A 12905-nucleotide genomic window follows, 5' to 3' on the forward strand; every position below is an offset into this window, starting at 1 on the left:
AGAATCATGACAGAAAAGAAGTATGTACCTTCCGTTGCATATTTGGGACCTGAAGCATCATTCACTCATATTGCGGCGTCCGATTTATTCGGAATGGAGGGCTTAACGCCACGTCCGACGATTCCAGATTGTATAGAAGCGGTGACAGAAGGACATGTTGCCTACGCGGTCGTTCCGTTGGAGAATGCACTTGAGGGATCCGTTCCATTAACGATTGATTATTTATTCAATAGTGAAGAGTTGTTTATTACTGCTGAAATTTCCACGCCAATTGAGCAACATATGTTAGTGAATAAATCACAGGTGAATCATTTGGGTGAATTGGATTCGATTCAGTCTCATCCGCATGCGTTGGCGCAATGTCATAAGTTTTTGCAGTATCGTTACAGAGGAGTTCCGCTAATTCAGACGACGTCTACGGCAGCGGCAGCGAAATCTATATCTGAACAGCCAGAACTACGTGTTGCAGCAATTGGCAACCGTTTGGCAGCAGAAACGTACGGCTTACATATAGCAGAGGAAAATATTCACGACTTCCACTTCAACCATACACGCTTCGTCGTGCTGTCGTTGCGCAAGGAGAAGCTGGAGCATTCAAAGCATGTTTCTACTATGAAGACGACGTTGATGGTGAAGTTGCCTGAAGATGACCGCCCAGGGATGTTGCATCAAATTCTGTCAGTGTTCTCGTGGCGCCGACTGAACTTGAGCAAGATCGAGTCACGACCGTTAAAGACGGGCCTTGGTCATTATTTCTTTATTATTGATATTAATGAATCTGAGGAGCATCCGATGATGAAGGGCGCAATGGAAGAGCTAGACGCACTAGGCTGTACAGCACGCTCGTTCGGAACGTACTATGCCTATGAGTCTGGGGAATTTATCTCTTGAGTTAGGATAGGCTGGCAATGGCATGTATTAGTAGATTGGCATGTATTACGTTACTGTACTTGAAAAAGAACTTGAACTGCCCTTGAACTTAACTAAGTTCAAGGGCTTTACTAATTCACGCACTATCGCAAAAAAGAGTTCTACGGTCATCCACTAAAAAAGTAGGATTGAAGCGGAAGCAGACGGCGACTCTTGAGGGGTCAGCCCGATTAGCAGAACAACAAAGGAACGAGAGCCGTGACTAGCTCGCTCACCGTGGACCCATGGGAAAGTGTCTACCGGCTGGAGTTTCAATCCCGTGCACACTCTATATAAACTGACATCATTCCACCATCCTCTATTCAACAGGATGGTTATTTATTTGGAATAAACCATTTTCCTACGAATATACATAACAAGAGAGGAGGCCTACACACATTGTCACAAAAGTAGGCGTCCGTTCATACGATGGATTGATGGAAGGGGGAATTGTAAGTGGAAGTTCATATTGTCGTCAAGGGTGATACATTATGGAAGATCGCAAGACAATACGGTATACCGTTCGAGGAATTGAAGCGGGTGAATGCGCACCTGGCGAATCCGGACTATATCGTCCCCGGCATGAAAATATTTTTGCCGATGGATAAGAAAAAGCCTCAACATAAAGGTGATCACACGAAACCGCAGGAGAAGCCAACTGAGAAACCACATCACGAAAAACCGATGAAGCCGCCACACCAGGAGAAGCCTTCAAAACCGGCACCTCCACAAACGAAACCATCAACGGATCAAGTGCCGCAACTACCAAAAGCGCCACAGATGCCGCCGATGCAGCAAAAGCCAATGCCGCAAGTACCGCCGATGCAACAGCAACCGGCCCCAGCACCGCCAGCGATGCCGCAACAACCGCAGACTCCAACGGCACCACATATGCCGATGCCGCCTAGTATGCAGGCTCCACCGATGTGGCAGGCAGTATTCCCGATTTGCGGATGGATGCCAATTTTCGATGCGGACTGCCATCCACATATGCCGCAACAACCAATGCAGCCTATGCCGCCGATGCAACCGCCTATGCAGGCACCAATCAAACCGATGCCGCCAAAAGAGTCATCGAAGTGGTGTGAGGAGACACCTCATCACCATAAACCGGTTCCCGCACCTATGCCAGACGGTTGGCAGTTGATCGAATCGAGTTCATTACACATGAAACCGAATCCGATGCCTCAACCAAAACCCCAACCGAAGCCGCCTGTGATGCAGCCAATGCCTCAACAACCTGCACCTATGCCAATGCCGCAACAACCGACGATGCCGCCTAAAGCGGATACTCCGCCGTCATGGTGTCCGTCAAATCAACCGCATTGCTCACCGAATTGGCCGGTTCAGCCTCAATGGTCGACACAACCAGAATGTATGCCGGCGATGCAATGGATGCCGTATCCGCAAATGATGCCAATGCCAATGCATCCAATGTGGCAACAACCTCCAGGTTATCAGGGTGATTGTGGGTGTAATGCACCTCCACAACAGCCGATGCCAATACAGGAGGACTGGCACCGAAACCAGTAACCGCGTATGGCAGACAATCAGCGATTTACCAAAATCAAAAAGAATGTCTGGAAAATGGAATCAGGCGGAGCAGTGTATTCTGTAAAGAAGTATGCATCACACGCTCAAGCTGTGAAAGTTCGGCAAGTTCATCAATTACTTAGTGCACAACATTTTCCATATATCTTGCCGATTGTCGATAAATCGGATCCGCTGTTGATCATGCAGCCGTGGCTTGAAAATGCGAAAGCGGTCAACTTTAAGCGTAGAATTGACCGGATCGATTCGTTCCGTGCGCTGCAAGCATTACATGATACGAAATATACGATTGATTGGCAGTCGATTTCCTGTCTTCCGTATTATCATATGATCGAGAAGTGGGAAATCCGGCTTGCGCGGTTTGAAGAGGTGCGACAAATGTGTGGAGCATTTTTGGCTCCCTCGACGATTGACCAGCTGTTAAAATATGGACAGGATGCACTTCACATTGCAAAGAAAGAATCGCCTCCTGTTCACTCGCTGACGCTGTTGCATGGGGATGTTGTACATCATAATATTTTGCGCGACTCAAATGGGAATATTTGCTTTATCGATTTTGATTTAGCCTGCCTCGGAACGGAAGAGGATGAACGTGTGTTGTGGATGCATCGTGTGTTGCCACAAATTTCTTACAATCCGACTTTTTTGATGGGCGAGCATCCGGCGCTGCAAACCTTGTCAAACCAGTCACTAGCAAAGCTTTTATATCCGAATGAAGTGCTTCGGGAATGGTTGCATCTGTTGTCGTTGCCACTAGCGCAACAGCAACGGATGGCCAGCAAACTTCTACATTTCACAGATACCGCGCTCTCACATTGGCCAAGATTATGGTATGATATAGAGCGAATGATGAAGTAGGAGGTTTGATCCATGGCAGGCCATTCAAAGTGGAAAAATATCCAGAACAGAAAAGGCGCACAGGATGCAAAACGAGGAAAGATCTTTCAGAAGATGTCACGTGAAATTTACGTGGCAGCAAAGTCTGGCGGAGACGATCCAGACACGAATCCAGCTTTACGTCTAGCAATCGATAAATCAAAGAGTGTGAATGTCCCGAATGATGTAATTCAGCGGGCAATCGATAAAGCAACAGGTTCGGGTGCGGATGAAAACTACGAAGAAGTGATTTACGAAGGGTACGGACCAGGCGGCGTTGCTGTTCTTGTATATACCCTGACTGAAAACCGCAATCGTACAGGACCCAATATGCGTGTGGCATTCAATAAAAATGGTGGTAGTTTAGGAGAAACTGGCTCCGTCAACTATTTATTTGAACGCAAAGGCCGTTTGTTCATCGAACGTACGCAAGAAACGGACGAGGACGCAGTCATGCTGGCGGCTTTGGAAGCAGGAGCAGAAGATGTTATTTCGACAGAAGATGGATTTGAAATTCTGACGGAACCCTCTGAATTTCTGAATGTAAAAGAAGCGCTTGAAGCGGAAGATTTAGTATTTATTTCAGCAGAAGTAGATATGGTTCCATCCGTTTATGCGGATTTGAGCGGAGAGCAACAAGAACAATTTATGAATATGATCGACGCGTTAGAAGATGACGACGATGTTCAAAACGTCTATTCTAATGCATCGGATGAGTAATGAATGCTAGCCAGTCAACAACTTTTAAGCAAGTAAAGTTGTTAACTGGCTTTTTTGTTGTTGACAATGATAATGAGATTCATTATCATTTAACTTAGTTACTAAAGAATGTATACTCTTTAGTAGAATAAAAGGGGGAAATAATTATGATAATCGTAACAAACACAAATAAGATTATAAAAGACCGTGGACATGAATTGGTTACGCGTTTTGATAAAGTAGGAAAAGTGGAGCAGATGGAAGGGTTTCTAGGACTAGAAGTATTGTTCACGGATAATTTGCTAGACTATGATGAAGTGACAATTAGTACGCGTTGGGAATCAAAAGAAGCATTTGAGGCGTGGACGAAAAGCGATGCATTCAAGGAAGCGCATTCACATCGCGACGGACAACCCGGATACGTTATTAGCAATAAAGTATCGTTCTATGATGTCAGGGTAGTACGTGATCCTGTCGTTGCGGTGTGACCGCGAGAAGAATGATTAGATGTTCAGAGAAAACAATAACCCCTCACTTTCATATTGCCAAGTGAGGGGTGATGGTATATCTATTATGCTTTAACGCTAGAAGATTTTGGTTGCGTTAAGAGACCGCCTTTTTCTTTTAAGTACTTTTCAATACCTTCAGCTGCACGGTATGAAAGTGCACCGATTGTTGGGGTAGGGTGGTGACTACTGAAGTGAGGTAGTGCAGATCCGCCAACGACGAATAAGTTTTCCATTTCCCACAGTTGCAAGTAGTTATTTACTGCAGACGTTTCCGGATCTTCACCCATAGCTACGCCACCAATATAGTGCATACCGTCGTAACCGTGGTTAAATTGGTCTGGTAATTCGTCCTGATCAATAATGTCCGCACCCATCGCTTCAACAATTTCAGTACATTTTTCAATACCGAATTTCGCGATGTTCTTATCTTGTTCTGTTAATTTATTGGTAATACGTAATAATGGATCGCCAAACTCATCTTTATACGTAGGGTCTAAGTCCATATAGTTGTGCCACCAAGGCATAACTGCTGCTGAGTACCAAACTGTTAACGTACGGAAAGCGTAGAAGAGTGATTTCTCTTTAAATTCTTCACCCCATGTTGGTGTACCTTTAGGGACAAAGTTATTCTTAATCGCTCCATCTCCGTATTGACGAAGTTCGATTCCACCACCGTGAATAAAGTCTAAATCTGTGTGGTCAAATAGATCGGCGTCATAATCACTTACAGCGCCACCTAATCCACCAGCACCCATGTAGTAGTTGAATTTCTTGTCGTTAAAGAATCCTGTTGCTCCTAGGAACGTACTGTTGAATTGTCCTGTAAAGTTACGGCCAATCGTTCCTTTTCTAGTTTCTGGGTTATAGATTTCGCCGATATCCGATAGCATAAGCAAGCGGTTATTTGAGAATGTGAATGCCGCAAGAACGACAACATCAGCTGGTTGTTCGAATTCTTGACCTGTTCTTGTATCCGTATATAAAACGCCCGTCGCTTTTCCGTCTTTATGTATAACTCTTCGGACGAGTGAGTTCGTTCTGATTTCACAGTTTCCAGTTTTCCGAGCAGTCGGAATAACTGTTGCAAGAGGATCTGATTTTGAACCGAAGTCACAGCCGTACATTGTACAGAACGAACAGAACATACACTGGTTCAATGTTTCACCATCAGGATTCGTATACGTTTGGGACATGTTTCCAGAAGCCATTTGGTATGGATGTAAGCCAATTTCTTTTGCTGATTCTTTAAATAATTTAATTGCAGGTGAAGCTAACATAGGTGGGTTTGGATACTCGTTTGATCTCTTGTCTCCAAGTGGATCGGGTTCTCCTGAAATCCCAGCTGTTTGTTCCCATTTAGCGTAATAAGGTTCTAGTTCATCATAAGTAATGCCCCAGTCACGGATTTGCATGCCTTCAGGAATCTTACTTTCCCCATAACGTTCGATTGTTTTTGAACGAATTTCGAAGTCATATGAACGCCAGCGGTACACGGAGCCTGCCCAGTGCATACTTCCGCCTCCAAGGTCCGTTCCCGTATTCATATCTTTTTGCAAACGTACAGGTAATGCAGCATCGCCTATCGACACGCGAGACGTAATTGTATCGCCTGTCAATTTCTCAATCATTTCATGTCTATTTGTATACCGTAGTTCATCTTTAACACCTATAAAATCTGAACGTGTTTGATCTTTTCCACGTTCCAACATGACGACTTGATAGCCTGATTTGGATAGTTCAGCTGAAACGATTCCGCCAGCCCAACCACTACCAACGACTACCACGTCTACTTTATCTAATTTTTTAGCCATTTATGTGTCCTCCTCAATTAAAGCCCTTGGTAGTTACGTAAACTTGAAGGCTCCATTACAATAAATTCTTCTTCTTCGATTTTATCTAAAAAGCTCATGATTGGTCCGGGGTATTCTTTCATTCTCCAAGCTTCCATATTACGATTTCCACCGTAAACAGGATCTGCATAGACGCCTTCGATCGTTGTTTGACGCAACAAGTTAAAGAAGTCTGAGGAATCTACACCACTGAACTCCACTTCACCTTTTTCAAACATTGTCAAAATTTCATCTTGCTGTTCGGGTTCTAGGTTCACAAACCGCTCACCGAATTTGTCTTGTGAAGTTTTCTCCATTGCAGTAAGCCCTTCAAGGAAAAATGTACCTCTCGTCATTCTTGTTTGATAGTTGGCCGTACCAGCCGGTAATTTCACAACAGTAGACGAAGTGATGACTTCATCTTTTTGACGTTTTTCTTCTTGGTATACGTCAGTTTTTACAATCGATGGAAAAGGACCGTGCATGTAGTCATTCCCGTTTTTTCCCCAGTTGCTTGCGCATTGGCGGTCAATGAAATACGGTACGCCTAGTTCAATTGCACCCATTCCGTTTTTATTCTCTGGATAGATTCTTTCAGTTGCAGCAGATAGTAACGCAAAGTCTTCATTCCGACTGAAGAATGTACGTGCATCAAACGAGACAGGCTTATTTGCCTGTGATGCTGTTTCTTCCTTTGGTCCTTTTTGGAACTGACTCGTTAGTAAACCACCAAAGAGAGAGCCTCCTAAAAGTCCACCAGCGACGAGACCGCCACTCTTCAAAAACTTTCTTCGACTTAAATCTTGAGTATCTTGATTGGAATTTTTATTATTCGTCATAGTGTAGTTCCTCCTTCACATTTGTCATGAAATGTGGCGACTTTTGCCAAGGCAAGTTGAATCGCACCGTTTCTTTACTTTATGGACTCAGACTTTTCTACGTCCGTTTTTTTGTTCTTGTCGTCTTCTTCTAAAATACCTTTTGTTGCCTGTTTAAATTCCGCTAGTGTTTTACCGACAGCTGAACCAATTTCCGGCAATTTTCGCGGTCCGAATAAAATTAAAATAATGACTAATATAATTATTAATCCAGGTACTCCGATAGACGCTAAACTCACATAATTCCCTCCTCTTACATTAATTGTGTATATACAACGTATTAGTAGACCTTTATGTATGTACTTATCTGTCGATAGGTTTTTGGCCCTCATATATGATAGTGTTATTCGACAAAAAATGCAAAGTAATTTTACGAAACTTTTTCGTTAACTCATTATATGAATAAATAAAATAATCTGCCTAAATAATCTAGTGCGAATACTTAGAGGTAGAAGTAGCTAGAGTTTTGCAGTTAGCAAATCACTAACCGGAAACGCATAGTCTTAAATAAGAGAGGTGTGATGGAATTTTATTTTGTTAGTTTATGAAATGAAATTGCTCGATGGTAAGCTAATCTATGGCGAATAGAGTTATCGTTCACTACGATTTTGAAGAAACAGATGAATAAGTAATTGTTCCATTTTTAAACAGATATTAAAAAGATCAAATGACTGTGAATTGCAAAAATAGATTAACGAAAAAATATAGTATTTAGAAAGATTAAACTTTTCTTATTTTGCGAATATAATTAAAATATTATATTGTTTATTTAATAAACGTGACCTATTAGTAGATAAACTTATAGAGGGGGATGTAGTGTATTCTATTACAGGATAGAATATGTGGACATTCACTATACGGGGTCAAAAGGAAAAATATCGGCACATAAAGTTCACTTTTCGTGCACCTTTTAATAAACGAACAGTAGCGCTGTTCAGTGCAATCAATCAAGCATATGGTGAATTTATGTATTGAGTGAGAGTTCTGATCTTTAGGAGGGTGATAGGGTACAGACAGATGAAGCGAGCATTGACATAGTATGACATAGTGTCAGTCAACGTAAATTATGCGTTCCTAAGGCTAGTTGTGATGCATTCAAGTACTTGTTGGAAGGATGTATAATTGGAGAAAACCTTGCAAAGTCCTCAATGAATTTAATTGGTTCTCGAAATATATCTATACATGATGATGAACCGCTAAATCTTGATGTTTTAGAAAGGATCAAACATCAACATATTGCGATATCGTAGTCTTTTCAAAGGTAATCTTGAAGTGATAAATCATTATACTTGTACTCTTAGTTATACAGATTTTTGTAAGGGGTTACTAAGGCATGGAGCGGGTCGTTTATGAGAGTAGGAATGTTATTTTGTGAATTTTAAAAAATGAAATAGGCTTATTCAGCTGTAAAAAAGATAGTGTACAGGCTATAGCATGGTGCTATAACCTGTAATGTGGTATTACTTTTTATTTCTATCTACATAGACGCTCATAGCAGTACACATAAATTTCGCTAAGCCTTCACCAAATTGATCAATGTTTTTGGTGAAACGTTCGTCGTCTACGTACATTTGACCTAATCCCTTGAATGCATCAAGAGAGTAATTCCTCATTTCGTTTAAGAAAAGATGCCACTTTGTAATTTTTTCTTGAACCTCTTTGGAGTCAGGGGATAGATGGCGAATCGCGGCGAGGCTACGAAAAACTTCATTAAATTTTTCCTGATCGAAGGCAGTCATGTTTTTTGCTTTTTCATTTGCTTCATCCACTGCTTGATCGCCCCACTTTTCTCTTGCTTCTTGTTCATATGGGTTATGGCTAAAGTCGAAGCCTGTGAATTTTTCTTTATTTGACATGTGTATTTCTCCTTTCAAATGTTGAATAGTTTTTTCGATAGTCCCGATCATCTGTTCAAGCCGGTTCTTTTCTTTTAGAAGCATTCTGTGTTGCATTTCAAGCGCTTCTTGTTGATCAAATGATGGACTATCAATAATTTCTTTAATTTTCTTTAAAGGGAAGCCGAGCTCTCTAAAAAATAGGATTTGCTGCAAGGTCTCGAGATTCTCGTCAGAATATATACGATACCCAGCATCAGTGGTTTCTTCGGGAATTAATAATCCGATTTCATCGTAATGGTGTAGTGTGCGCACACTAATTCCTACTAAATCAGCAACTTCTTTCACTTTCATCTTGTTTTGCTCCCTTCACTAGTAATTTTAAAGTACCCCGTAACGTGAGAGTCAATAACATTTCTAAAAATGTTTGAAAAAGCTTTGTAGCGTTACTGAAAAAGATCGATATGACGAAGGTGAAGATGTAAAAAAATATACGAAATTAGAATATATAGGAGAGGAAGATGAAGTTAAAATTACTCACGGAAGTTTGCTATTTTTATTTGCCATGACTGAAACAACAAGAAATTATGTAATCGAGGGGATAAAAAAGCGTTTAATGTATATGGGTGAAGAATGTATTGATAAATATTACATGTCCAGGTTAATTGAACAAGCTGTCAAATACACTAGATAAGTGAATGCGTTTTTCACTAGTTATTTACGTACTTCCAGCGTCTCCAACATCTGTTCAAATCGTGCCCCATGACCTTCTTGAGCTTCAAGGAAGTAGTTCTCCTTAATGAGCAATGTACCTCCGTCTACTTCCATCATGTAGATCGTCACGACTTCACTATCCGATTCTTCTCCTGAAGTACCTTGCAATGAAAGAGCGTTGACTGGTGCAGATATCAATTTTTCCTCAAACTGCATATTGTATTCCTGTTCCATATCTTCCTTTACACTTTCTGGAGTTTGATTTTCGACGTATAGAAATGTCATATTCACCTCAGGATAACCTTCAGGCATTTCGTCAAGCGGCATGAGCTTATCTTTTGTTTCACCGGTCTTAAACATATAACGGTCAGAATCAATGTACATCGAATACAATGCATCGCGACCTTCAACGAGGTCCATCGTGATAGTGGAGTCCTCTCCTTCTACAGAGACGACAACATCCATCGTGGATTCACGGTCGGGCAACGTCGTCGTTTCTTCAGATGTTTCTTTGACAGGTGTTTCTGCGGGTGGCTTTACTTCTTCGGTAAGTTTTTCTGTTGCAGAATTACAGCTGACAAGTAATAGCGACATAGCAAGACTTGCATAAATCATCGTGCGCATTTCGTTTCTTCCTCCTTTAGCATGCATAGTAGAACTCCTCAATAATGTATACGTTTTCAAAATAACGAAGGCTTCAAAAACCGAGCAAATCATTAGAAATAAAAATGAGCAAGCGCTATGATAAGTCTTGCAGATATTAAAACACAAGGGAGATCTTCAGAATGACCATTCGAGTAAAAGCAGTAATTGGAAGTACAAGTTCCACTTCATACAATTTAAAGTTAGTAAATTTCATGGCTGAGCGATATAAAGAAGAATTGGATATTACGCCGGTTCTTATCAATGATTTAGAAATGTTCTCTATTGATATTGAAAGTGAACCACCTGTAGCCGTACAAGCATTTAAAGATGACGTGAAAGATTCGGATGCCGTTTTATTCGCAACACCGGAATATAACTTTTCAATTCCTGGCGCAATGAAAAATGCGTTGGATTGGTTGTCACGTGGCGGCGACTTTACATTACACGGCAAAACGGGCTTTATCGTAGGGGCGTCGATGGGCGTGTTCGGTTCTGTGAGAGCGCAGATCCACTTACGTGAAATTCTTTCTAACCCAGCACTAGCACCTACCTTATTGCCAGGCAACGAAGTATATATCGGTGCTGTTCACACGAAAATGGACGAAGAAGGAAATATTACAGATGAAGCTACCATCGCATTCCTTGATACCGTCGTTCAGAATTTCATCGCATTCCATAAGAAACAACAAGCAATTGCTCAAGCATAAGTAGGATGAATGGACACGAATTTTATGTGTCCATTTTTTTATGTAGGTTTCTGGAGGTTGAACAACTAGAAAACCCGTTCGTATGCTATAATAGCAGGTATACTTTAGGGGGAGAATACTTTGTACGATTACATAAAAGGCTATGTGACACGCGTGACACCTGAATATGTAGTGCTGGAGCAATCGGGAATTGGTTGGCAAGTGATGACACCAAATCCATTTGCATTCCACGTAACAGAAGAGGTGCAGCAAGTGTTCACGTATTTACATGTGCGTGAAGATACGCAATTATTGATCGGATTCAAGACACTGGAACAACGTGAACTGTTTCGCAAACTGATTACCGTTTCGGGAATCGGTCCTAAAGGCGCGCTCGCAATTCTTGCGAACGGCTTGCCATCTCAAGTAGTGAGTGCGATTGAGCGCGAAGATGAAGGGTTTCTCGTGCAGTTTCCAGGTGTCGGCAAGAAGACAGCGCGTCAAATGATTTTGGATCTAAAAGGCAAACTTCACGACCTGTTTACCGAAATTGATTTACCGGATTCGGAAGACACGTTGCTCACGCTTGCTGAAAGTGATGAGCTCGATGAAGCGATGCTTGCGTTGACTGCACTTGGATATTCTGACCGTGAACTAAAGAAAGTAAAGCCGAAGCTCGAGAAAGAAGAACTCGATACAGAAGGCTATATGCGACTGGCGTTAAAATTATTATTGAAACAAGGCTAATACGATGGAGGTGGTTCCAATGGATGAACGCATACTGACGAATGAAGCGACGGATTTTGATGATAGTTTTGAACAATCGTTACGCCCGCAATTATTGCAGCAATATATTGGTCAGCAACAGGCGAAAGATAATTTATCAATTTTTATCGAGGCGGCAAAAAAGCGGGAAGAAAGTTTGGATCATGTGTTGTTATACGGTCCTCCTGGGCTTGGAAAGACGACGCTCGCTACGGTGATCGGCAATGAAATGGGTGTCAATGTCCGCATGACGAGCGGTCCTGCTATTGAACGTCCGGGTGACTTGGCGGCAGTGGTATCTTCATTGGAGCCGGGCGACGTCCTTTTCATCGATGAAATCCACCGGCTGAACCGTGCGATTGAAGAAGTGCTGTATCCAGCGATGGAGGATTTCTGTCTCGATATTATGGTCGGGAAAGGTCCGACTGCGCGTTCTGTGCGACTGGATTTGCCGCCGTTTACATTGATTGGCGCGACGACGCGTGCAGGGGCATTGTCTGCACCGCTACGTGACCGTTTCGGTGTACCACTTAGACTTGAGTATTATGAAGTGGAATCATTAACGGAAATTGTCATTCGAAGCGCAAATTTATTTGGCGTGGACATCGATCCGTTGGCAGCTGTGGAACTGGCGAAACGCTCTCGCGGAACACCGCGTATTGCGAATCGTCTACTGCGAAGAGTGCGCGATTATGCACAAGTGCGCGGGAATGGTATCATTACGCTTTCGATTGCACAAGAAGCACTCGATATGCTACAAGTGGATCATCATGGACTCGATCAAATCGACCATCAGTTGCTCCACAGCATGATCGAACGGTTCCGTGGGGGTCCAGTAGGCATCGACACACTCGCTGCGAGTATTGGTGAAGAGTCGGTGACGATCGAAGACGTCTATGAGCCGTATTTATTACAAATGGGGTTTATTCAACGTACATCAAGAGGTCGGATGGCGACGGAAAAGGCTTACGAGCATTTCGGCTATCCGCTTCCTGAATGACAGATAGGA

Annotated in this window: 14 protein-coding genes; 9 read left to right on the forward strand and 5 right to left on the reverse strand. The window is 42.4% G+C overall.

Features of this window, described 5'->3' with window-relative positions; translation table 11 throughout:
- Positions 1 to 6: 6 nt before the first annotated feature.
- From pheA to isdG, 5 genes are all read left to right on the forward strand, one after another.
- Entirely contained in the window at positions 7 to 891 is an 885-nt protein-coding gene (gene pheA, locus H605_RS0107760; protein WP_029053701.1) for a prephenate dehydratase, read from the forward strand.
- 474 nt (positions 892 to 1365) lie between these two features.
- The gene (locus H605_RS18385; RefSeq protein WP_051210511.1) at positions 1366 to 2442 is read left to right on the forward strand and encodes a LysM peptidoglycan-binding domain-containing protein; all 1077 of its coding nucleotides are present in this window, start codon (positions 1366 to 1368) and stop codon (positions 2440 to 2442) included.
- A 6-nt stretch (positions 2443 to 2448) separates the two neighbouring features.
- Positions 2449 to 3318, forward strand: a complete 870-nt coding sequence (locus H605_RS0107770; protein WP_051210512.1) for a phosphotransferase — start codon at positions 2449 to 2451, stop codon at positions 3316 to 3318.
- A gap of 12 nt (positions 3319 to 3330) precedes the next feature.
- Positions 3331 to 4056 carry a YebC/PmpR family DNA-binding transcriptional regulator gene (locus H605_RS0107775; protein WP_029053703.1) on the forward strand — a complete coding sequence of 242 codons (726 nt, stop codon included), beginning with the start codon at positions 3331 to 3333 and terminating at the stop codon, positions 4054 to 4056.
- A gap of 146 nt (positions 4057 to 4202) precedes the next feature.
- A complete protein-coding gene (isdG, locus tag H605_RS0107780) occupies positions 4203 to 4523 on the forward strand; it encodes a heme oxygenase (RefSeq protein ID WP_029053704.1) in 321 nt (106 codons plus the stop codon).
- Between the two features lie 83 nt (positions 4524 to 4606).
- On the opposite strand, the gene H605_RS0107785 is transcribed toward isdG, so the two are convergent.
- The 4 genes from H605_RS0107785 to H605_RS0107805 form a co-directional block, all read right to left on the reverse strand.
- Positions 4607 to 6355 (reverse strand): GMC family oxidoreductase, encoded by a 1749-nt coding sequence (locus tag H605_RS0107785; RefSeq protein ID WP_029053705.1) that lies wholly within the window; start codon positions 6353 to 6355, stop codon positions 4607 to 4609.
- A 17-nt stretch (positions 6356 to 6372) separates the two neighbouring features.
- Positions 6373 to 7212 (reverse strand): gluconate 2-dehydrogenase subunit 3 family protein, encoded by an 840-nt coding sequence (locus H605_RS0107790; RefSeq protein WP_029053706.1) that lies wholly within the window; start codon positions 7210 to 7212, stop codon positions 6373 to 6375.
- A gap of 74 nt (positions 7213 to 7286) precedes the next feature.
- The gene (gene tatA / locus H605_RS0107795) at positions 7287 to 7490 is read right to left on the reverse strand and encodes a twin-arginine translocase TatA/TatE family subunit (RefSeq protein WP_029053707.1); all 204 of its coding nucleotides are present in this window, start codon (positions 7488 to 7490) and stop codon (positions 7287 to 7289) included.
- A gap of 1221 nt (positions 7491 to 8711) precedes the next feature.
- Positions 8712 to 9440 carry a MerR family transcriptional regulator gene (locus H605_RS0107805; protein WP_029053708.1) on the reverse strand — a complete coding sequence of 243 codons (729 nt, stop codon included), beginning with the start codon at positions 9438 to 9440 and terminating at the stop codon, positions 8712 to 8714.
- Between the two features lie 73 nt (positions 9441 to 9513).
- On the opposite strand from H605_RS0107805, the gene H605_RS19215 reads away from it, so the two are divergent.
- Positions 9514 to 9780: a hypothetical protein gene (locus H605_RS19215; RefSeq protein ID WP_029053709.1), complete on the forward strand. Its 267-nt coding sequence runs from the start codon at positions 9514 to 9516 to the stop codon at positions 9778 to 9780.
- Between the two features lie 20 nt (positions 9781 to 9800).
- Here the strand turns inward: H605_RS19215 and H605_RS0107815 are convergent, their stop codons facing one another.
- Positions 9801 to 10451: a hypothetical protein gene (locus tag H605_RS0107815; RefSeq protein ID WP_029053710.1), complete on the reverse strand. Its 651-nt coding sequence runs from the start codon at positions 10449 to 10451 to the stop codon at positions 9801 to 9803.
- A gap of 134 nt (positions 10452 to 10585) precedes the next feature.
- Here H605_RS0107815 and H605_RS0107820 point away from each other — a divergent pair, with 134 nt between their 5' ends.
- From H605_RS0107820 to ruvB, 3 genes are all read left to right on the forward strand, one after another.
- Positions 10586 to 11152: an NADPH-dependent FMN reductase gene (locus H605_RS0107820; RefSeq protein ID WP_081657883.1), complete on the forward strand. Its 567-nt coding sequence runs from the start codon at positions 10586 to 10588 to the stop codon at positions 11150 to 11152.
- 120 nt (positions 11153 to 11272) lie between these two features.
- A complete protein-coding gene (ruvA, locus tag H605_RS0107825) occupies positions 11273 to 11878 on the forward strand; it encodes a Holliday junction branch migration protein RuvA (protein WP_029053712.1) in 606 nt (201 codons plus the stop codon).
- Between the two features lie 19 nt (positions 11879 to 11897).
- A complete protein-coding gene (gene ruvB, locus H605_RS0107830; protein WP_029053713.1) occupies positions 11898 to 12896 on the forward strand; it encodes a Holliday junction branch migration DNA helicase RuvB in 999 nt (332 codons plus the stop codon).
- Positions 12897 to 12905: the final 9 nt, after the last annotated feature.

The organism is Sporosarcina ureae DSM 2281, from assembly GCF_000425545.1.
Taxonomy (GTDB): domain Bacteria; phylum Bacillota; class Bacilli; order Bacillales_A; family Planococcaceae; genus Sporosarcina; species Sporosarcina ureae.